Genomic DNA, 20264 nt, shown 5'->3' with positions numbered 1-20264 from the left:
CGGTCGGCCTGGAACTGGACTCGGCGCCGCGCGAGGTCGCGGTGCCGGACGACCTCGCGGCCGCGCTGGCCGCCGCCCCGGACGCGAAGGCCGCGTTCGAGGCGCTCTCCTACAGCCGGAAACGCGCGCTGGCGGAGCCGATCGCGGACGCGAAGACCGCGGCGACCCGGGCCCGCCGGGTCGCCAAGGCCATCGAGACGCTGCGGGGCTGAGCAACGCCGCGCCGTACCGCGCCGGTAGCCGACGGACGCGGCCAGCACGCCGAGGTCACGGTCCGCCGATCGGGTCGACGTCGCGACAGCCCGAAAATGCAATTTGCACTTCCGGGGCCATGGCGAGTTCCGCGCATTCACCCCGGCCGCTAGCATCGGCGGTAGCGGGGATCCGCCGGTAAATAGACGTCGAGCAATGGGTGGTTTTCGTGGTCGACACCTACGAGTACCTCGACAGCACCCCTGCGAAGCAGGCAAGACTCGCCGCGGTACGCCGGTATCAGCTGGTCGACCGGCCGACCGAACCCGCCTACGACCGGATCGCATACATCGCGGCGACCATCGTGGACACGCCGATCGCGTCGGTGACGATGGTCGAGGAGAACCGGGTCTGGCTGGCCGCGTGCTACGGACTGCCGGTGCGGGAGATCGGGGCCGAGCCGGGCCTGTGTGCGTCCGCGATCGGCCAGGACGGCGTCTACGTGGTGCGGAACGCGGTGAAGGATCCGCGGACCGTGGCGCACCCGCTGGTCACCGGCGACCTGGGACTGCGGTTCTACGCGGCCGCGCCGATCCGTACCCGCGACGGTTTCCGTCTGGGCACGGTCAACGTGATCGACCGGAAGCCGCGCGAGCCGGACGAGAAGCACCTTCGGTCGCTGGAGTACCTGGCCGAGATCGTGGCGGACGAGCTGGAACTGCGCCTGATGGCGATCCGCGGTGCGCTGGGCTGACTCAGCTCGTGGCCCGGTGCGCCGCGCGGCGGTGGCCGAGCGCGGTGACCAGGTCCTCGCGGGCGCGGGCGACGCGGGAGCGGATCGTGCCGATCGGGCAGCCGCACACCTCGGCCGCCTCCTGATAACTGAGGCCGAGCACCTGCGTGGCCACGAACGCCTCGCGCCGCTCCGGGTCGAGGCCGCGCAGCAGGTGGTCGAGGACCACGCCGTCGGCCACGTCCGCCGCCGGCGCCGCCGCGTCCGCGGCCAGCTCCCAGTTCTCCAGCGCGGCGGTACGCGGGCGGGCCACCACGGACCGGATGTGGTCGGCGGCGACGCGGCGGGCGATCGCCAGCAGCCAGGTGCGCGCGGACGAGCGGGCCGCGAACGACGGCAGCGCGCGCATCGCCCGTAGGTACGTCTCCTGCGCCAGGTCCTCCGCCTCGCCGGGGCTGACCAGGTGCGCCAGGAATCGGTGCACGCCCTGCTGGGTGGCGCGGACGAAGTCGGACGCGGCCGCCCGGTCGCCCTTGCCGGCGCGCAACGCCCAGGTGGTCAGCTCCGCCTCGTCCGGCCCGCTGGTATGCATGGCTGGCAGGCTACCCGGTCGGGCCGGGCGCGTCCGCACCGCGACGGGAACTTCTCCCGGGGCGTGCGCGACTATGGGTGTGAACGGACGGCATCGAGGGACGGTGGGGCATGAGCGGCTGTGAGACGTTCCGGGACGCGATCTCCGCGCGCCTCGACGGCGAGGAGACCGGGCCGGACGACGCGCTCGACCGGCACCTGGACGGCTGCGCCGGCTGCCGGGCGTACGCGGACGACGCCGCGCTGGTGACCCGGATGGCCGGCCTGCTCGGCGGTGGCGGTACCCCGTTCGCGGGCGTGGACGACTCGGTGCTGGACGCGCTGCCCGCGCCGCGCCGCCGGTTCCTCCGGCCGCCTGCGATGCCGGCCGGTACCCGGCGGGCGCTGGTCCCGGCGCTGCGCGTGCTGCTCGGCCTGCTCGGCGCCGGCCAGTTCGTGCTGGGGGTCGCGCAGATCTCCGGCATCGCGGCCGTGCAGCACCTGCACACCGGCGTCGGCGGCGCCAGCCCGAACCATCTGCTGAACGAGTCCGCCGCGTGGAACCTCGCGCTCGGCGCGGGCTTCGCCTGGATCGCGCTGCGCCGCGGCCGGCCGGGCGGCATCCTGCCCACGCTGACCGTCTTCGTCTCGGTGCTGGTGCTGCTGTCCGCGAGCGACCTGTTCGCCGGCCGGGTCGAGCCGATCCGCCTGGTCAGCCACGGCCTGGTGCTGGCCGGGTACCTGGTGGTGGTCGCGCTCACCCGCCGCGGCCTGGACCCGGGCGAACCGCCGGCCGGCCGCACCGACGGCCGTTCCCGGTGGCGCCTCCCGCTCGACGCGGAGCCGGACCTCCCGGCCGGCCCGCAGCGCCTCCGTCTGCTGCCCGGCGGCGCCACCGCGATGACCGGCCCGGCCGCCGACCGGCGCGCGGCCTGAGCGGACATCCGGCCGCGGGCCTGGTTGACTGTCCGCCGTGGACGCCGATCAGCTGCTGGCCGACGCGGCGCTGGAGGCGTCGCCGGTGGTAGCGAACAATGCGATGAACCGGCTGCGCGGCCTGCGTGGCGCGAACAGCTACGCCAAGGAGCTGGGTTTCGACCCGGTGGAACGGTTGCGCGCGCGTTCGTCCGTACCCTCGTGGCTGGATCTTTGTTGTGGCAGTGGGCGGGCGCTGGCCGAGGCCGCGGCCGCGTTCGGGGACCGTGACGTCACGCTGGTCGGCGTGGACCTGGTGGAGTTCTTCACGCCCGCGCCGCCCGGCCGGCCGTTGCTGGTCGCGGACCTCGATCTGGCCGAGGTGGTGACCGGCGACCCGGGGGCGCTGCGGCGGGATCTGCGGGCGGCGGGATTCGAGTACGACGCGCGGCGCCGGCGCATCATCAGGCGTGGTCCCGGGACGGCGTCGCTGCCCTATCGGTATCTCGGGGCGGACGATCGCGCGGGGGCCGGCTACACCGGGCAGCCCTCGGTGCGGTCGCACTATGCGAGGGAGTCGGGATGAGCGCGGTGACGGTGGCGGGGCTGCCTCCGTTCGAGGTGGCGGCGGCGGTCGAGGGGGTCCGGTGCTGGGAGGCGGACGCGCCGCCGGTGGCGTGGTCGGGTGACCGGAACGTCCGGGTCTACGTGCTGCGCCAGGGGGACGAGCCGGACTTCCCGGACGGGACCGACCTGGAGCTGATCCGCGGGGTGGTGCGGAACCTGGCCGGCTACGTGCACGCGGCGCTCGCCTATCTGCACGCGGCGCTGCTGACCGATCCGGGGTACTTCGGGCTGAGCGACGACGACCTGGCGGCGTACGAGGCGCTGGAGCCGCACGAGCTGCCGCTCTCCGGCCCGGAGCTGCTGTTCCGGGCCGGTGACGAGTGGGACATGCGGTTCGCCGAGGGCAGCATCCCGATCTGCGATCCGTACGGCATCATCGTGACCTTCGACCGGGACCGGCCGGTGGGCGTGGAGGACATCAGCGGTGCCGAGGACGTCCTCTAGGCTCCCTTGAGCCGCTTCTTCTCCAGCTTGCGGCGCTTGATCTCGGCGTCCGACGCGCGGCGTTTGATCTCCACGCCGCCCCAGAACGCGAAGCCGCTGACCACCACGGTCGGTGCGCCGGGAGCGCCCGCGCCGTTCGCCCCGTGGTCGAAGCCGCCCATGATGGCCAGGCCGGTGACGTGCACGTTCGCGTCCTCGGGGACGATCACCTCGACGCCGCCCATGACCGCGAACGCGTTGATGCGGGTGCTGCCCTCGGCGAAGTAGGCGTCGCGCAGGTCGATCGTGCCACCGCCCCAGAACGCCAGGCAGGAGAAGACGCGGCCGACCGCCCACCGGCCCCGGCGCACGAACCGGCTCATCAGCGCGAAACCGCCGCGGGACAACGGCACGTTCCCGTCCGGCACCGTGTTCGCCGGGGTGGCCACGACCAGCGGCAGGTCCCGGGTCAACGGCTCCAGCTCACCGTACGTGCGGGCCGAGTAGACCAGGCCGAGCCGCTCGTCCAGCTCGTGCAGGTCGAGCCGGCCGTCGGAGGCGGCGGCGCGCAACACCTCCGCCACGCGCTCACGGTCGGAGTCGGACGCGCGCAGCTGCCGGGGATCCACCGGCTCGGGCAGGAGGTCGCTCACGCCGACAGCTTAGGGGGCGCCGACAATATGGACGGGCGGACCGATGCGTGATGCCGCATATGGCGGCCGGGCGCGTGGGCGGGCAGACTTGGCGGAAAATGTTCGACTCCGGGAGTCTCGTTGAAGTGTGAACACCTCGCTCTGACCGACGCGCCGCCGCCGCAGAGCGACGAGGGGTGCCAGGACTGCCTCGCCAACGGCCGGCACGACTGGGTGCACCTGCGCGAATGTCTCAGCTGCGGGCGCGTGGGCTGCTGCGACTCGTCACCGGGCAAGCACGCCACCGCGCACTTCCACGCCACCCAGCACCCGGTCATGAAGTCGATCGAGCCGGGCGAGACGTGGCGCTGGTGCTTCGTCGACCAGGTCGGTGCGCAGAAGTGACCGCTCGTAACCTCGGCATGCTGGGATTGGGCCCATGGTGAACTCCGCGATCCTGACCGTGGACGACGATCCGGCGGTGTCCCGCGCGGTCGCGCGGGACATCCGCCGCCGGTTCGGCGACCGCTACCGGGTGGTCCGCGCCGACTCGGGTGAGTCGGCGCTTGCGGCGCTGCGCGAGCTGAAGCTGCGCGGCGATCAGGTCGCCGTGCTACTGGCCGACTACCGGATGCCGCACATGAACGGCATCCAGTTCCTGGAGCAGGCGATGGACCTGTTCCCGCGCGCCCGGCGGGTGCTGCTCACCGCGTACGCGGACACCAGCGCCGCGATCGACGCGATCAACATCGTGGACCTCGATCACTACCTGCTGAAGCCGTGGGACCCGCCGGAGGAGAAGCTCTACCCGGTGCTGGACAGCCTGCTCGAGGCGTGGCTGGCGACGCCGGAGGCCGCGTCGACGGAGACCCGGGTGATCGGCCACCGCTGGTCCGAGGCGTCGTTCAAGGTGCGTGACTTCCTGGCCCGCAACCTGGTGCCGTACCGGTGGCACCTGTGCGACGACCCGGAGGGCAAGCGGCTGATGACGGCCGCCGGCGTGACCGAGGAGGACGTGCCGATCGTCATCACGCCGGAGGGCAAGACGCTGGTCAAGCCGTCCACCGCGGAGCTGGCCGGCAGCGTGGGCATGTCCACCACCCCGGCGTCGGACTTCTACGACCTGGTCGTGGTCGGCGCCGGTCCGGCCGGGCTGGGCGCGGCCGTCTACGGCGCGTCCGAGGGGCTGCGCACGGTGCTGATCGAGCAGCGGGCCACCGGCGGGCAGGCCGGGCAGTCCAGCCGGATCGAGAACTACCTGGGCTTCCCGGACGGTGTCTCCGGCGCGCAGCTGACCGACCGGGCGCGGCGGCAGGCGCTGAAGTTCGGCGCGGAGCTGCTCAGCACGCGCGAGGTGACCGGGCTGGAGGCGGCCGGACCGACCCGGGTGCTGCACTTCCACGACGGTACGAAGATCGCGGCGCACACCGTCGTGCTGGCCACCGGCGTGTCGTACCGGCTGCTGGATGCGCCGGGCCTCACCGAGCTGACCGGGCGCGGGGTGTTCTACGGCTCCGCCGCGACCGAGGCGCCGTCCTGCACCGGCAGCGACGTCTACATCGTGGGCGGCGCGAACTCGGCCGGGCAGGCCGCGCTCTACTTCTCCCGGTACGCCGCGCGCGTGCACATGGTCATCCGGGCGCCGGACCTGACGAAGTCGATGTCCAGCTACCTGATCGAGCAGATCGAGGAGAACGAGAAGATCGTGGTGCACCCGTGCACCGAGATCGTCTCGGCGGAGGGCGACGAGCACCTGGAGCGCCTCACGCTGCGCGACATGCCGACCGGCGCGACCCGTACCGTCGAGACGTCCTGGATGTTCATCTTCATCGGCGCGGAGCCGCGGACGGACTGGCTGGACGGCGCGGTCTCCCGGGACGAGCGCGGCTACATCGTGACCGGCCCGTCGCTGATCACCGACGGGGCCCGGCCGCACGGCTGGACGCTGCCCCGCGACCCGTACCACCTGGAGTCGAGCATGCCGGGCGTGTTCGCGGCCGGTGACGTACGGGCGGAGTCGGTGAAGCGGGTGGCGTCCGCGGTCGGCGAGGGCGCGATGGCGGTCTCCGTGATCCACCGATACCTGGAGGCGCAGTGAAACTGACGGTGGAGGAGCTGCGCGAGCTCTTCCTGTTCGAGAAGCTGGACAACGAGAAGCTGGCCTGGCTGGCCGAGCACGGCACGGTGGAGACCGCGGCCGCGCGCGAGACGGTGTTCCGCGAGGGCGAGCCGGCCACCTGCTTCTACGTGCTCCTGGAGGGCACGGTGTCGCTGACCGCGCTGGTCAACGGCGATCAGGTCGAGTTCACCCGGAGCGATCAGCGCGGTTCGTACGCGGGCGCGACCCGGGCGTACGTGGGCGAGACCAGCGAGCACACGTACCCGCACAGCATGCAGGCGGTCACCGGCCTGAAGCTGTGGGTGCTGCCCGCGGAGACGTTCGCCGGGATCATGCGCGACTGGTTCCCGATGGCCGTGCACCTGCTGGAGGGCCTGTTCGTCGGCCAGCGCGCGGTCAGCACCGTGGTCGGCGAGCGCCAGCGCCTGCTCGCGCTCGGCGCGCTCTCCGCCGGCCTGACCCACGAGCTGAACAATCCCGCCGCCGCCGCGGTCCGCGCCACCGAGGCGCTGCGCGGCCGGGTCGCCGGCATGCGGGACAAACTCGCGAGGATCGCCGACGGCCGCCTGGACGGCTCCCGGCTGCACGAACTGGTCCGCTTCCAGGACGACGCGGTCAAGCGGGCCGCGCACGCCGAGGAGATGTCGCCGCTCGCCACCTCCGACGCGGAGGACGAACTCGGCGACTGGCTGGAGGACCACGGCGTCGAGGGCGGCTGGGACCTGGCCGGCACGCTGGTCGCCGGCGACATCGACGCCGAGTGGCTGTCCCGGGTCACCGCCGCGGTCGGCGACGACTACGCCGAACTGGCCGTCCGCTACATCACCTACACGGTCGACACGGAACTGCTGATGAAGGAGATCGACGACGCCGTCCGCCGCATCTCCGGCCTGGTCAAGGCCACCAAGCAGTACTCGCAGCTGGACCGCGCGCCGTACCAGACGGTCGACGTGCACGAACTGCTCTGGGCCACGCTCACCATGATCAAGTCCAAGATCCCGCCGGGCATCACACTGGTCAAGGACGTGGACAAGACGCTGCCGCCGGTCCCCGCCTACGCGGCCGAGCTGAACCAGGTCTGGACGAACCTGCTGGACAACGCGATCGGCGCGATGGGCGACAGCGGCACGCTGTCGATCAGGACGGAGCGTGAGGCCGACTGCGTGGTCGTCGAGATCGGCGACACCGGCCACGGCATCCCGGCGGAGAACATGAGCCGCATCTTCGAACCGTTCTTCACCACCAAGCCGGTCGGCGAGGGCACCGGGCTGGGCCTGGACATCTCGTACCGGATCGTGGTCAACAAGCACGGCGGCGACATCCGCGTCACGTCGAAGCCGGGCGACACCCGCTTCCGCGTCTATCTCCCCCTGACGCCCCGTCCGGGCGCGTAGACCGCTCTCGCACGGCCTCGCCGGAAGCGAGGAAAGGCCTTGGACACCTTTCTTCCCGCTTCCGGCGTGGCGGGTCTTCCCGCTTCCGGCGTGGCGGGTCTTCCCGCTTCCGGCGTGGCGGGTCTTCCCGCTTCCGGCGGGGCGGGGTCCCCAGTGCTCCCGCGGGCACCGGTCGGCCGCGGGCGGCCTCCCTGCCGGTTCCGCGGTGGTCCGGAAAACCCCGGCCTGCCTTCCCCCGGCTACAGCACGGCCGCGAGGCGGCGCCATTCCGCGCGGGGCAGCGTGTCCGGGTCGGCCGTGATGATCTGAGCGCAGACGTGGTCCGCGCCGGCGTCCAGGTGTTCCCGCAGCCGGGCCGCCACCGCCTCGTCCGTGCCCCAGGCGAAGAGCGCGTCGATCAGCCGGTCGCTGCCGCCGTCCGCCAGGTCCTCGTCGGTGAAGCCCAGCCGGCGGAAGTTGTTCGTGTAGTTCTCCAGGGCCAGGTACATCCGCAGCGCGCCACGGGCCAGCTCCCGCGCCTTCGCCGGGTCCGCCTCCAGCACCACGCCCTGCTCCGGCGCGATCAGCACGTCCTTGCCGAGCAGCGCGCGGGCCTGCGCGGTGTGCTCGGGCGTGGTCAGGTACGGGTGCGTGCCGAGCGTCCGCTCCGCCGCGATGCCCAGCATGCGCGGTCCGAGCGCGGCCAGCGCACGGTGCTCCTTCGGGACGTCCAGCAGGTCCAGGAACGCGATCGTCCGGGCGACCGGCCGGTCATAGCTGCCGCCGCGCGAGTTGACCAGCAGGCTGTGACTGTTGCCGATGCCGACCAGCAGACGCTCGTCCGGGTGCCGCTCGGTGACCCGGCGGTACGCGGCCGCGAGGTCGTCCGCCGCCGTCTCCCAGATGGAGACGATGCCGGTCGCGACCGTGAGCGTGGTGGTCGCGTCGAGCAGCCGTTCCGGCACCTGGAGCGTGCCGGACGCGCCGCCGAGCCACAGCGTGCCGAGGCCGATCTCCTCAAGTTCGGTCGCGGCGTCCGCGGCGTCCGCACCGGTCCAGAGCGCTTCCCGGCTCCAGATGCCGAACGATCCCAGCCGTACCGTCATCGTGCCTCCCGATTCGACGTTATTCGATGTGGCCGGTAGGCCACCGGATCATCGTCGTACCCGGATTTCGGCGCGTCACCCGAGCAGGCGTGTGATGTCCGACGCCGGTGCCGGCCGGGCGAAGCGGAATCCCTGCCCGAAGTCGCAGCCGAGCCGGCGCAGCGCCGCAGCCTGCGCCTCCGTCTCGACACCGACCGCGGTGACCGTCACGCCCAGGTCGTGGCAGAGCCGGATCACGCCGGCCAGCAGCGCCGGCTCGTCCGCGGGGCCCGGCCGGTCCAGCCCGTGCAGGAACCGGGGCGCGAGCTTGACCGCGCTGATCGGCAGCTCCGCCAGATCGGCCAGTCCGGCGAAACCGGCGCCGAAGTCGTCGACGGCCAGCCGCACCCCCAGGTCGGCAAGGCCGCGCAGGGTCTCCCGCTGCCCGCCCGGCCCGGCACCGCCGGTCAGCTCCAGTTGCAGCCGGGACGGCAGCAGCCCGGTGCGGTCCAGCGCGGCCGCGACCGCCGCGACCAGGCCCGGATCGGCCAGCTGGACCGGGGACAGGTTCACGCTGACGAACACGCCGGAGGGATGCCACTCCGCGCCGCGGGCGCAGGCCAGCTCCAGCAGGTGCGCGCCGAGCGGGCGGATCAGGCCGGTCCGCTCGGCCAGGGGCACGAAGTCGGCGGGCGGGAGCAGGCCGGTGGCCGGCAGCCGCCAGCGGGCCAGCGCCTCCACTCCGGCGGTCCGATGGTCGAGCAGGTCGACGACCGGCTGGAAGTGCAGCAGGAACTGGCCGTCGTCGAGCGCGCCCGGCATGGCCGCGGTCAGCTCGTGGCGGCGGACGTGGACGCGGTTGCGGTCCGGGTCGAAGACCGCGACCGGGCCGGAGCCGGGCTGCCCCGCCCAGCCGAGCGCGATCGTGGCCGCGCGCAGCAGCGACTCCGGGGTGGCGTCCGCTGCCGTGGTCTCCGCGATCCCGGCCCGGCCGGTGATCGGCACGGCGTGGCCGTCCGTCACGTACGGGTCGGTCAGCGCGCGGAGCAGCAGGTCGGCCGCCTTGATCAGGTCGTTCGGCCCGGCCGTCCCGGTGATCACCGCGGCGAACCGGTCGCTGCCGATGTGGTGCAGGTAGTAGCGGTGCCGGTGGGCGACCGCGCGCAGTTTCCGGGCGACCAGGCGCAGCAGGTCGTCGCCGCGCTCCGGGCCCATCGTGTCGGTGACCGCGGTGAACCGGTCCACGTCCAGCAGGCAGAGGCCGACGCGCTCGCCGGGCAGCGCGTTGCCGATCACCGAGGCGAGGCCGTCGAGCAGCTTCGCCCGGTTCGGCAGGCCGGTCAGCTGGTCGTACAGCAGCGTGTTCGTCAGCCGGCGCTGAATGCCGGCCTCCTCCCGGCGCCGCATCTCGTCGACCGCGCGGCGCAGGCTCTCGGTCGCGTGCGCGCCGCGTTCGCGCAGCGTCTCGGTGAACCCGGTGGAGAGCCGGCCGAGCAGCGCGCCGACCCGGGTGGGTGTGCTGGTCCGGGCCAGCAGGCCCGGCGTGAGCACCGCGATCGTCTCGCCGAGCACGGCCGGGCCGGCGATCCGCGCGTCGACCAGCTCCTGGCCCACGCGGTAGCCGGCGTCCGCGTCGAACGGCTCGTCGACCAGCGCGTCCGCCAGCCGGACCGTGAACGACTCCAGCAGGTCGAGCGCGCGGCGGCGCGGGCCGGGCACGAAGGTGGCAGCCGTTATCGCACGCGTCCACGCGTGCGCGAGACGGACGAGATCCGCCGTCTCATCGGGTTGCCACATGAGCCGACCTTTCGATGCGCGGACCTCGTGAGGTGAGGTCCCGCGTCAGCGATTATCGCCGGTTACGCTTTCTGAAATCCACCGCCGGATTTTCCGGATGCGCATTTTCACCTTTTCTGGGCGACGGCCGCGAGCGGCTCCGCGAGTGGCGGATCGGTGGCGAGCGGATCGGGATGCCAATCGGTCGCCGGCACCACTCCGGGATCGACGAGATCGAACCCGGCCAGCATCGCGGTGAGCTCGTCCGCGGTCCGGCCGGAGACGATCAGGTGGCTGCCGGAGACGCAGGCCTCGCCGAGCCGCGCGACGATCCCGGGTTCGTCCGGCACCGGGCCCGGCACGTCCACGACGAGGATCGCGACCGGCTCGGCGAAGTCCAGCAGGTCCAGCACCTCGGGGTGGTAGAGCACGTCCTCCGGGCGCCGCAGATCACCCTCGATCACCCGGGCGCGCGGCTCGTCCCGCAGCAGCGCGCGGCTCTGCACGACCACGAGCGGATCGTTGTCCACGTAGATCACCCGGGCGGCCGGGTCCGCGTCCCGCGCCGCCTCGTGCGTGTTGCCGAGCGTGGGCAGGCCGGCGCCGATGTCCAGGAACTGGCGCACGCCCTGCCCGGCCAGGCGGCGCACGGCACGGCCGAGGAATGCGCGGTGTGAGTGCACAATTCGGCGCGCATTCGGCGTGACCTCCTCGAGCTGCCGCCAGGAGGTGCGATCGATCGCAAAGTTGTGATATCCGCCCAGCGCGTAATCGTACATTCGCGCCGCGTTCGGCGTCGCGGCGTCGTCACCGTCCGAGATCCGATCCGGTAGCTCGTTCACGCCGATCCACCTTTCCCGGCGCTGTGTCACGGGTCAAGACACCCATTCGGCGAAATGGCCGTGACCGTCGGGCTTCTCATTCGTTGCTATTGTTCCGGGCGTGTCGTTGATGGTGCCGCCGCTGTTCGCGGCGCTGGCGGAGTGCCGGTCGGTGATCGTGGCGGGCGCCGGCGGGGGCTTCGACGTCTACGCGGGCCTGCCGCTGGCCGCGGCGCTGCGCGCGGAGGGCAAGCGCGTGCACCTGGCCAGCCTCGCGTTCACCCAGCTGGAGCTGATCGAGCTGGACGCGTGGGCGGCGGAGAACCTGGCGCTGGTCACGCCGTCGACCGCGGGCCCGGACGACTACTTCCCGGAACGGACGCTGGCCCGGTTCCTGTCCGCGCGCGGCTGGCCGGACGAGGTCTACGCGTTCCCGCGGGTCGGTGTGGCGCCGCTGCGCGCCGCGTACCGCGCGCTGATCGACCGGACCGGCGCGGACGCGCTCGTGCTGGTGGACGGCGGCACGGACATCCTGCTGCGCGGCGACGAGGCCGGCCTCGGCACGCCCGCGGAGGACATGACCAGCCTCGGCGCGGCGGCCGGGCTGGACCTGCCGGTCAAGCTGGTGACGTCGCTCGGCTTCGGCATCGACGCGTTCCACGGCGTGGTGCACACGCAGGTGCTGGAGAACCTGGCCGCGCTGGACCGGACCGGCGACTACCTCGGCGCGCTGTCCGTCCCGTCCGGCGGTCCGGAGGCCGCGCTGTACCGGGACGCGGTCGCGGACGCGGTCGCGGCCACGCCGCTGCGGCCGAGCATCGTGCAGACCCAGATCGCGGCCGCGCTGCGCGGTGACTGCGGCGACGTGCACGACAGCGTCCGGACGCGCGGCAGCACGCTGTTCGTCAACCCGCTGATGGCGATCTACTTCACGGTGCGGCTGGACGCGCTCGCCGCCCGCAACCTCTACCTGGACCGGCTGACGGACACGGTCGGCATGCGCCAGGTCCTGTCCCGCATCGAGGCGTTCCGCGACGGCTTCGGCGCGTTCCGCACACCGCGCGCGTTCCCGCACTGAGGGTTCACCGCTCGTGCTGGTCCTCCGCCAGGAGCTGGAACATGCGGTGGTCCTGCCAGTCACCGGCGATCCGCAGGTAGCGCGGGGCGAGGCCGAACGGCGTGAACCCGTTGCGGGTGAGGACGCGCTGTGAGGCGTGGTTGTGGACCAGCGTGCCGGCCTCCATCCGGTGCAGGCCCTGCTCGCCGAAGACCACCCGGGTGAACGCGCGGACCGCCGCGGTGGCGACGCCGCGGCCGGTACGGGCGTGGTCCACCCAGTAGCCGAGGTTGCCGGACTGGAACGGGCCGCGGACCACGTTGTTCAGGTTGATCCGGCCGGCGATCTCACCGTCGGCCAGGATGACGTGCAGGATCGACGTGGTACGCAGCCCGGTGTCGATCAGGTCGGCCTGCCCGGCCACGGTGAAGTAGTCGTCCGGGCGGACCGGGTCCCACGGGGCCAGGTGGGCGCGGTTCGCGGTGAGCAGCGCGGCGAGCGCGGGCGCGTCCGCCACGGTGACGGGACGGGTGGTGATCTCGGCCATGGGCCATAGGGTAGGGCCGTGACGATCGACTTCGCGGATCCGGAGCTGATCAGAAACCCCTATCCGGCACTGGCCGTGCTGCGCGAACGCGGCCCGGTGGTGTGGCACGACGCGGACCGGACGTGGCTGGCCGCGAGCCACGCGACCGTGCGGACCGTGCTGCGGGACCGGCGGTTCGGGCGGGTCTGGCGGGATCGGGAGCCGGCCGCGCGTTTCGCGCCGTTCAACCTGCTTCACCGGAATCAGATGATGGAGAACGAACCGCCGGTGCACACCCGGCTGCGCTCGCTGGTCGCGTCCGCGTTCGCGCGCGGGCACGTGACCCGGCTCGGCCCGGCGATCACGGCGCGCGCCCGCGAGCTGCTCGATCGGGCGCCGGACGAGTTCGATCTGCTGGCCGATTTCGCGGAGCCGCTGGCGGTGGACGTGATCGCGGAGCTGCTCGGCGTGCCGGGCGCGGACCGGCACCTGCTGCGGCCGTGGTCGGCCGCGATCGTGCGGATGTACGAGCCGTCCCCGTCACCGGAGACCGAGGAGCGCGCGGTGCGGGCCTCGGCGGAGTTCGCCGGATATCTGCGGGCACTCGCGGCGGATCGGCGGCGGCGACCGCGCGAAGATCTGATCACCCACCTCGTGACGGTACGGGACGGGAGCGACCGGCTGAGCGAGGACGAACTGTGTGCGTCCGCGATCCTGCTGCTCAACGCGGGTCACGAGGCCTCGGTGAACGCGCTCGGCGGCGGCTGGGTCGCGTTGCGGCGGCACCCGGCCGAACTGGCCCGGCTGCGCGCGGACCGGCGCCTGATCCCGGCCGCGGTCGAGGAGATGATCCGGTACGACCCGCCGCTGCACCTGTTCGTCCGCACCGCCACGTCCGACGTGGAGATCGGCGGCGTGACCGTGCCGGCCGGCGGGCGGATCGCGGCGCTGCTCGGGGCCGCGAACCGGGACCCGGCCGTGTTCGCCGCGCCGGACCGGTTCGACATCGGCCGTGACCCGAACCCGCACGTGGGTTTCGGCGCCGGGCTGCACTTCTGCCTGGGTGCGCCGCTGGCCCGGCTGGAGTTGCGAGCGGGCCTGGCCGCGCTGCTGGACGAGCCACCGGAGTTGTCGGAGGAACCGGAGCAGCGGCCGACGTTCGTGCTCCGGGCGTATCGGAAGGTCATGGTGCGACGGTGAGGAGATCGTTGCGGATCGCGGTGGCACAGCCGGAATGTGTGGCGCACGACGTGGCCGCGAATGCGCGCGCCCACGCCGCGCTGGTGCGGCGGGCCGCGGACGCACGCGTGGTGGTCTTCCCGGAGATGTCGCTCACCGGGTACGAACTGGACGCTCCCCCGCTGGCGCCGGGCGACCCGCGGCTCGCGCCGTTGATCGAGGCGTGCGCGCGGACGGGTGCGCTCGCGCTGGCCGGTGCGCCGGTCGGCCCCGCACCGGGGAAACACATCGGCGTGCTGGCCGTGGACCGGTCGGGCGCGCGGGTGGCCTACCGGAAGATGTTCGTCGGCGGCACGGAGGCGGAGCACATGACGCCGGGCACCGCGCCGGCCCTGGTCGAGGTGGACGGCGTGCGGCTCGGCCTGGCCGTCTGCAAGGACACCGGCGTGCCGGAGCAGGCCGCGCGGACCGCCGCGCTCGGCGTCGACGCGTACCTGGCCGGCGTCCTCGACCACGCGGACGAGCTGCACATCCAGGACGAGCGCGCGCGGCGGATCGCGGCCGAGCACGGCGTCTGGGTGGCGTTCGCCAGCTTCGCGGCGCCGACCGGGTTCGGGTACGCGGACGCGGGCGGCCGGTCGCGGATCTGGGCGCCGGACGGCCGCGTGGTCGCCGAGGCCGGCCCGCGACCAGGCGATCTTGCCATCCACACCCTTGAATATGCAGGTTGACGGATGTTAATTTCGCCGGATGGTCAGTGTCGCCGTCGTAGGGGGCGGGCTCGGCGGAACAGCGGTCGCCGCGCTGCTGCGCAAGGCCGGGTTCACCGACATCGTGCTGCTGGAGCGCGCGGCCCGGCTCGGCGGCGTCTGGCGGGACAACCGCTACCCCGGGTGCGCCTGTGACGTGCCGGCGCCGCTCTACTCCTACTCGTTCCTGCCGAATCCGCACTGGTCCCGGCGCTACCCACCGCACCACGAGATCCTCGCGTACGTGCAGCACTGCGCGGACACGCTCGGCGTCACGCCGCACGTCCGGCTGAACACCGAGGTCACCGACGCGCGCTGGGACTCCGGCCGGTGGCGGCTGCGCACCGCGGACGGCGCCGAGCTTGAGGCGGACGTGCTGGTCCCGGCGGTCGGGCAGCTCTCCCGGCCGGTGGTGCCGGCGCTGCCGGGCGCGGCCACGTTCGCCGGCCGGGCGCTGCACACCACCGGCTGGGACGACACGGTCCAGGTCACCGGCCGGCGGGTCGCGGTGATCGGCACCGGCGCAAGTGCGATCCAGCTGGTCCCGGCGATCGCCGGGGACGCCGCGCACGTCACCGTCTTCCAGCGCACCGCCCCGTGGATCGTGCCCAAACCCGACCGACGGTACGGACCGGTGCGGCGCCTCCTGTACCGCCGGGTCCCGGGCGCGATGTGGCCGGCCCGCGCGGCCACGCTGCTGCTCACCTGGTTCGCGACCCGGGCGATCACCGGGGACGCGCTCGCCCGTACCCTCGTGACCTGGTTGTCCGCCGCGCAGCGGCGCTGGCAGGTCAAGGACCCGGCGTTGCGGGCGAAGGTGCGGCCGTCGATCCCGCTCGGCTGCAAGCGCACGCTGTTCACGAACGCGTGGCTGCCCGCGCTCGCCCGCCCGGACGTGGACCTGGTCACCGAGAAGATCACCGCGATCGAACCGGCCGGTGTGCGCACCGCGGACGGCGTGCTGCACGAGGCCGACCTGCTGGTCTACGGGACCGGCTTCACCACGGCCGAGTTCGTGGCGCCGATGCGGGTGACCGGCCGCGACGGCATCGGGCTGCACGAGACGTGGCGGGACGGCGCGCGGGCCTACCTGGGGATGGCGGTGCCGGGCTTCCCGAACATGTTCCTGGTGTACGGCCCGAACACGAACACCGGGACCACGTCCGTGGTGGTGTTCCACGAGGCGCAGGCGCGCTACATCGTGCAGGCGGTGCGCGCGCTGGCGGCCGGGTCCGGTCCGCTGTGCGTGTCCCCCACGGTCGCGGCCCGGCACGACGAGGAGATCCAGCGACGGCTGTCCGGCAGCGTGTGGACCGGCTGTGACAGCTGGTATCTGGGGCCGGGCGGGCGGGTGGTCACGAACTGGCCGGGCACCGGAAGCGAGTACATCCGGCGGACCGCACGGCTCGATCCCGCGGACTACGCGGCGTGACCACTCAGCGTCCCCCGAACGTGATGTCGAAGTCGTCCAGTGTGACGGACAGCAGCGGTCGGTGGCGTGCCAGGTAGCCGAGCGGGCCGTCCGGTGACCAGGTCACCGTTCCCGGGCGCAGCGCGGCGCGGCCGCGTACCCCCGTGGTCGTGGGTTGGCCGTGCAGCATCTGGAGAACACGCAAACCGACCGGCCAGCGGCCGGGTAGTCGCGGCCCGGGCTTGAGCAGTGCCCGGGCGATGCCGGCCGCGGACAGCACCGGCGGCGTGATCGTGATCTCGGCCAGGTCCTTCGGGATGCCCCACAGCTCGCGGCCGCCGTCCCGGGACGCCGCGCTGTCCACCCAGATCTCGGTGATCGTGACGCGCGGCCGGCCGTGGTCGCGGACCAGGCGCGCGGCCAGCAGCTCGCGGTAGGTCAGCACGCCGCCCGGCTCGTAGCTGACCCACGCGGTGCCGACCGGGACCCGGCCGGCGATCGTCATCGGCGGCGCGGTCAGGCCCTGCGGATGCGGCGGTAGGTCCGCCACCGGGACGAGCCACAGCGACACGTGCATGCGGCCCCTGAGGTGCCACGGTTCCGGCGGATAGGGCATGTGATCCACCGTGGCATCCCGGTTTCGCCGCCACAAGTCGTCACCGTGACCGATCGGGCGGTTTCCGGGTCCGCGGGGTCGGAACCTGTCGGTGGAGATGGGTAGAGTCGCCGCCGTGGACGAGGAGTGGCGCGACTGGCCGGTGGACGACGAGCCGCCGGTGGACGACTGGGCGGAGCACGAGGATCTGGGCAGCTGGGAGGAGGCGACCCCGGCCGGCGGTGCGCCCACGCCGGTGGACGCGCCCGACCTGACCGGTGCCGGCCCGGCCGAGGTGCTGCGCCGCATCTTCGGCTACGACTCGTTCCGCGGCAGCCAGCAGGAGATCATCGAGACCGTGGTCGGCGGCGGCGACGCGCTGGTGCTGATGCCGACCGGCGGCGGCAAGTCGCTGTGCTACCAGATCCCGGCGCTGGTCCGGCCCGGCACCGGCGTGGTCGTCTCCCCGCTGATCGCGCTGATGCAGAACCAGGTGGACGCGTTGCGCGCGCTCGGCGTCCGCGCCGACTTCCTCAACTCCACGCTCACGCTCGACCAGCGGCGCCTGGTCGAGCAGGAGTTCGTGGCCGGCCGGCTGGACATGCTCTATCTGGCGCCCGAGGCGCTCGGCACCGCCGGCGTGCAGCAACTGCTCGACCGCGGCAAGATCTCGCTGTTCGCGATCGACGAGGCGCACTGCGTGTCGCAGTGGGGCCACGACTTCCGGCCGGACTACCTCCAGCTGTCGATGCTGCACGAACGCTGGCCGGACGTGCCGCGCATCGCGCTCACCGCGACCGCGACCACGGCCACGCACACGGAGATCGCCACCCGGCTGAAGCTGGACGACGCGAAGCACTTCGTCGCCAGCTTCGACCGGCCCAACATCCAGTACCGGATCGTGCCGAAGGACGGGGCGCAGACGCAGCTGCTCGCGTTCCTGCAGAGCGAGCACGCGGGCGACTCCGGCATCGTCTACTGCCTGTCCCGCGCCTCGGTGGAGAAGACCGCGGAATATCTGTCCGGCAAGGGCATCGCGGCGCTGCCCTATCACGCGGGCCTGCCGGCGGACGTCCGGGCGCGCAACCAGTCCCGGTTCCTCCGCGAGGAAGGGCTGGTCATGGTGGCCACGATCGCGTTCGGCATGGGCATCGACAAGCCGGATGTGCGGTTCGTCGCGCACCTCGACCTGCCCAAGTCGGTGGAGGGCTACTACCAGGAGACCGGCCGCGCCGGGCGGGACGGGCTGCCGTCCACCGCCTGGCTGGCGTACGGGTTGCAGGACGTGGTCCAACAGCGGCGGATGATCGAGCAGTCCGAGGGCGACCTGGCGCACAAGCGGTCGCTCTCCGCCCACCTGGACGCGATGCTCGCGCTCTGCGAGACCGTCGAGTGCCGCCGCGTGCAGTTGCTGAACTACTTCGGCGAGGAAGCGGCGCCGTGCGGCAACTGCGACACCTGCCTGACGCCGCCGGAGCAGTGGGACGGCACCGTCCCGGCGCAGAAGCTGCTCTCCACGATCATGCGGCTGCAGCGGGAGCGTAACCGGAAGTTCGGGGCCGGGCGGTCGATCGACATCCTGCTCGGCCGGGAGACGGACGAGACCCGCCGCGGCCGGCACCACGAGCTGTCCACCTGGGGCATCGGCACGGACCTGTCCGAGGCGCAGTGGCGCAGCGTGGTCCGGCAGCTGCTGGCGCAGGGCCTGCTCGCGGTCGAGGGCGACTACAACGTGCTCACGCTGACCGACGGCAGCCGCGAGGTGCTGGGCCGGCGGCGGACGGTGATGATGCGGACCGAGCCGAAGCGCAAGGCGACGAAGTCGTCGCGCTCGTCCGGCTCGTCCGGCTCGTCGGCGAAGGCCGCGCCGGCCGACCTCGCGCCGGGCGATGCGGCGCTGTTCGAGAAGCTGCGGGCCTGGCGTGGTGCCGAGGCCAAGGAGCAGGGCATGCCGGCCTACATCGTGTTCAACGACGCCACGCTGCGGGCGATCGCGACGCGCAAGCCCGCGTCGCTGACCGAGCTGTCCACGGTGAGCGGCGTCGGCGAGGCGAAGCTGGCCCGCTACGGCGAGGCGGTCCTGGAGGTCCTCGGGTCGCAGTGATCAGCGGCGACCGGCGCCGGCCGCACGAACGGCACGAACGGCACGAACGGCGCGGTCGGTGCCGCCCGTGCGACCGACCGACGCGGTGCCGCCCGTGTCAGCGGCACGGCCGGTGCCGCACGTGGGTGGGCCGCCCGGTACCGCGGCGGCTCAGTCCGTCGCGGGCCGGCCGGCGGTCCGGAGGTCGAGTCTCCACTCGTTGCAGCGGATCGGGGTGCCGACCGGGAACTCGAAGTCGGTCTCGCCGACCATGGTGAAACCGGCGTTGCGGCAGACCGCGTTCGAGGCCGCGTTCTCGATCTTCGGGAAGGCGTGCAGCCAGCGGCGGCGGCCGTCGGCGGCGGCGAGCGCGATCACCATCCGGGCCGCCTCGGAGGCGATGCCGCGGCCCTGGAACTCGTTGAGGATGCTCCAGCCGGTCTCCCAGACCGTGCTGCCGTGCCACTCGCGGTCCCAGTAGCCGATGCTGCCGACCGGCTCGTGCGAGTCACGCAGCGCGACGCGGAACATCACGCCGGTGCCGGTGACGCTCATGTGCACGTACCGCCGGTGCCGGTCGACGATCTTGTCCTCGGACTCCGGGCCGCCGAGGTGGCCCTTCATCTCCGGCACGTTGATCCGCCGCAGCAGACCGAGATCCTCCTCGGCCCACGGGGTCAGCTCCAGCCTCATCGGCCCATCCCACCACATTCCGCCCATCGCTCCATCAGCAGGTTACGGCCTTCGCCGGGTGTGGCGGCGGTATGTGCTGACGGTGGCGTCACCGGAGAGCCAGAATCGCCACGGTACGTCGTGCGCGGACGCCACGCCGACGCGCGGACCGGCGGTGATCTCCTCCGTCCCGGCCGGCCGGGACGGCGGCGTGATCAGTGCCGGGCCGGTGCCGTCGACCGCGGAGGTGCCGTTGACCGTGCCGTCCAGGCCGAGCACGGTCATCAGCTTCGCCGGGCCGCGGGCCAGGTCGGCGTCGTTGCGGGCGGCGGGCCGGCGGGCGCGGGCGGCGTCCAGGCCGTCGATCACCTCGCCGGCGCGCAGTAGCACCGCGGCGGCCCGGCCCTCCTCACCGCAGACGACGTTGAGGCACCAGTGCACGCCGTAGACGAAGTACGCGTAGAGGTGCCCGGCCGGGCCGAACATGACCGCGTTGCGCCTGGTCAGGCCGCGGTGCGCGTGCGAGGCCGGGTCCTCGCCCAATCCGCTGTACGCCTCCACCTCGGTCAACCGGATCCGGACACCACCGGCAGTGATCTCCCAGCCGAGCAGCCCGGCCGCGGTCTCCGCGATCTCCGATGCCGGCGCCGCCAGCCACGCGTACCCCATGGTCTCCTGCTTCCCCGATGACCGGGGTGCCATGCCCGCACGGCACCCCGATCACCC

At 73.0% G+C, this 20264-nt stretch carries 22 protein-coding genes (1 of these 22 only partly in view); 13 read left to right on the top strand and 9 right to left on the bottom strand.

What is annotated here, in order from left to right; genetic code table 11:
- Positions 1 to 212: the 3' end of a YdeI/OmpD-associated family protein gene (locus tag J2S42_RS34445; protein WP_307246033.1), read on the top strand. The gene continues 226 nt to the left of window position 1, outside the view; only the last 212 of its 438 coding nucleotides appear in the window; the start codon falls outside the window, past its left edge; its stop codon occupies positions 210 to 212.
- A gap of 209 nt (positions 213 to 421) precedes the next feature.
- Positions 422 to 946 (top strand): GAF domain-containing protein, encoded by a 525-nt coding sequence (locus J2S42_RS34440; RefSeq protein WP_307246032.1) that lies wholly within the window; start codon positions 422 to 424, stop codon positions 944 to 946.
- Between the two features lies 1 nt (position 947).
- On the opposite strand, the gene J2S42_RS34435 is transcribed toward J2S42_RS34440, so the two are convergent.
- Complete coding sequence (locus tag J2S42_RS34435; protein ID WP_307246030.1) at positions 948 to 1517, bottom strand: sigma-70 family RNA polymerase sigma factor; 570 nt, start codon at positions 1515 to 1517, stop codon at positions 948 to 950.
- A gap of 110 nt (positions 1518 to 1627) precedes the next feature.
- Here J2S42_RS34435 and J2S42_RS34430 point away from each other — a divergent pair, with 110 nt between their 5' ends.
- From J2S42_RS34430 to J2S42_RS34420, 3 genes are read left to right on the top strand one after another with little or no spacing between them, the layout of a single operon-like run.
- Entirely contained in the window at positions 1628 to 2431 is an 804-nt protein-coding gene (locus J2S42_RS34430; protein WP_307246028.1) for a zf-HC2 domain-containing protein, read from the top strand.
- A 37-nt stretch (positions 2432 to 2468) separates the two neighbouring features.
- On the top strand, positions 2469 to 2996 hold the full coding sequence (locus J2S42_RS34425) for an SAM-dependent methyltransferase (RefSeq protein ID WP_307246026.1): 528 nt from the start codon (positions 2469 to 2471) through the stop codon (positions 2994 to 2996).
- A complete protein-coding gene (locus J2S42_RS34420) occupies positions 2993 to 3481 on the top strand; it encodes a hypothetical protein (protein WP_307246025.1) in 489 nt (162 codons plus the stop codon). Before J2S42_RS34425 ends, J2S42_RS34420 begins: the two co-directional genes overlap by 4 nt.
- Here J2S42_RS34420 and J2S42_RS34415 read toward each other — a convergent pair.
- Complete coding sequence (locus J2S42_RS34415) at positions 3478 to 4113, bottom strand: DUF1707 SHOCT-like domain-containing protein (protein ID WP_307246023.1); 636 nt, start codon at positions 4111 to 4113, stop codon at positions 3478 to 3480. The genes J2S42_RS34420 and J2S42_RS34415 overlap by 4 nt on opposite strands.
- A 120-nt stretch (positions 4114 to 4233) precedes the next feature.
- Here J2S42_RS34415 and J2S42_RS34410 point away from each other — a divergent pair, with 120 nt between their 5' ends.
- Genes J2S42_RS34410 through J2S42_RS34400 form a run of 3 tightly spaced genes read left to right on the top strand, consistent with a single transcriptional unit; the run spans position 4234 to position 7605 of the window.
- Positions 4234 to 4497, top strand: a complete 264-nt coding sequence (locus tag J2S42_RS34410; protein WP_307246021.1) for a UBP-type zinc finger domain-containing protein — start codon at positions 4234 to 4236, stop codon at positions 4495 to 4497.
- Positions 4498 to 4531: 34 nt separating this feature from the next.
- Positions 4532 to 6190: an NAD(P)/FAD-dependent oxidoreductase gene (locus tag J2S42_RS34405; protein WP_307246019.1), complete on the top strand. Its 1659-nt coding sequence runs from the start codon at positions 4532 to 4534 to the stop codon at positions 6188 to 6190.
- The gene (locus J2S42_RS34400; RefSeq protein ID WP_307246017.1) at positions 6187 to 7605 is read left to right on the top strand and encodes an ATP-binding protein; all 1419 of its coding nucleotides are present in this window, start codon (positions 6187 to 6189) and stop codon (positions 7603 to 7605) included. The genes J2S42_RS34405 and J2S42_RS34400 overlap by 4 nt, the downstream gene beginning before the upstream one ends.
- Positions 7606 to 7844: 239 nt before the next feature.
- Here the strand turns inward: J2S42_RS34400 and J2S42_RS34395 are convergent, their stop codons facing one another.
- The 3 genes from J2S42_RS34395 to J2S42_RS34385 all read right to left on the bottom strand — a co-directional run bounded on the left by J2S42_RS34395 (position 7845) and on the right by J2S42_RS34385 (position 11287).
- On the bottom strand, positions 7845 to 8690 hold the full coding sequence (locus tag J2S42_RS34395) for an LLM class F420-dependent oxidoreductase (RefSeq protein WP_307246014.1): 846 nt from the start codon (positions 8688 to 8690) through the stop codon (positions 7845 to 7847).
- A gap of 75 nt (positions 8691 to 8765) precedes the next feature.
- Positions 8766 to 10466, bottom strand: coding sequence for a putative bifunctional diguanylate cyclase/phosphodiesterase (locus tag J2S42_RS34390; RefSeq protein WP_307246012.1), 1701 nt, complete (start codon positions 10464 to 10466; stop codon positions 8766 to 8768).
- A gap of 107 nt (positions 10467 to 10573) precedes the next feature.
- The gene (locus J2S42_RS34385; RefSeq protein ID WP_307246010.1) at positions 10574 to 11287 is read right to left on the bottom strand and encodes an SAM-dependent methyltransferase; all 714 of its coding nucleotides are present in this window, start codon (positions 11285 to 11287) and stop codon (positions 10574 to 10576) included.
- Between the two features lie 109 nt (positions 11288 to 11396).
- Between J2S42_RS34385 and J2S42_RS34380 the strand changes: the two genes are divergently transcribed.
- The gene (locus tag J2S42_RS34380) at positions 11397 to 12344 is read left to right on the top strand and encodes a DUF1152 domain-containing protein (RefSeq protein WP_307249196.1); all 948 of its coding nucleotides are present in this window, start codon (positions 11397 to 11399) and stop codon (positions 12342 to 12344) included.
- Between the two features lie 4 nt (positions 12345 to 12348).
- Here the strand turns inward: J2S42_RS34380 and J2S42_RS34375 are convergent, their stop codons facing one another.
- On the bottom strand, positions 12349 to 12870 hold the full coding sequence (locus tag J2S42_RS34375) for a GNAT family N-acetyltransferase (protein WP_307246008.1): 522 nt from the start codon (positions 12868 to 12870) through the stop codon (positions 12349 to 12351).
- A gap of 18 nt (positions 12871 to 12888) precedes the next feature.
- Between J2S42_RS34375 and J2S42_RS34370 the strand changes: the two genes are divergently transcribed.
- Genes J2S42_RS34370 through J2S42_RS34360 form a run of 3 tightly spaced genes read left to right on the top strand, consistent with a single transcriptional unit; the run spans position 12889 to position 16209 of the window.
- Positions 12889 to 14049 (top strand): cytochrome P450, encoded by a 1161-nt coding sequence (locus J2S42_RS34370; RefSeq protein ID WP_307246006.1) that lies wholly within the window; start codon positions 12889 to 12891, stop codon positions 14047 to 14049.
- Positions 14046 to 14759, top strand: coding sequence for a carbon-nitrogen hydrolase family protein (locus tag J2S42_RS34365; protein WP_307246004.1), 714 nt, complete (start codon positions 14046 to 14048; stop codon positions 14757 to 14759). The genes J2S42_RS34370 and J2S42_RS34365 overlap by 4 nt, the downstream gene beginning before the upstream one ends.
- A 19-nt stretch (positions 14760 to 14778) precedes the next feature.
- Positions 14779 to 16209 (top strand): flavin-containing monooxygenase, encoded by a 1431-nt coding sequence (locus tag J2S42_RS34360; protein ID WP_307246002.1) that lies wholly within the window; start codon positions 14779 to 14781, stop codon positions 16207 to 16209.
- A 4-nt stretch (positions 16210 to 16213) separates the two neighbouring features.
- On the opposite strand, the gene J2S42_RS34355 is transcribed toward J2S42_RS34360, so the two are convergent.
- On the bottom strand, positions 16214 to 16804 hold the full coding sequence (locus tag J2S42_RS34355; protein WP_307246000.1) for an acetoacetate decarboxylase family protein: 591 nt from the start codon (positions 16802 to 16804) through the stop codon (positions 16214 to 16216).
- Between the two features lie 250 nt (positions 16805 to 17054).
- Between J2S42_RS34355 and recQ the strand changes: the two genes are divergently transcribed.
- The gene (gene recQ, locus J2S42_RS34350; RefSeq protein ID WP_307249194.1) at positions 17055 to 18887 is read left to right on the top strand and encodes a DNA helicase RecQ; all 1833 of its coding nucleotides are present in this window, start codon (positions 17055 to 17057) and stop codon (positions 18885 to 18887) included.
- Positions 18888 to 19037: 150 nt separating this feature from the next.
- Here the strand turns inward: recQ and J2S42_RS34345 are convergent, their stop codons facing one another.
- Positions 19038 to 19559: a GNAT family N-acetyltransferase gene (locus tag J2S42_RS34345; RefSeq protein ID WP_307245997.1), complete on the bottom strand. Its 522-nt coding sequence runs from the start codon at positions 19557 to 19559 to the stop codon at positions 19038 to 19040.
- 42 nt (positions 19560 to 19601) lie between these two features.
- On the bottom strand, positions 19602 to 20207 hold the full coding sequence (locus J2S42_RS34340; protein WP_307245995.1) for a DNA-3-methyladenine glycosylase: 606 nt from the start codon (positions 20205 to 20207) through the stop codon (positions 19602 to 19604).
- Between the last annotated feature and the right edge of the window lie 57 nt (positions 20208 to 20264).

Source organism: Catenuloplanes indicus (genome assembly GCF_030813715.1).
Classification (GTDB): Bacteria; Actinomycetota; Actinomycetes; order Mycobacteriales; family Micromonosporaceae; genus Catenuloplanes; species Catenuloplanes indicus.
This window is presented reverse-complemented; position numbering and strand designations above follow the sequence as displayed.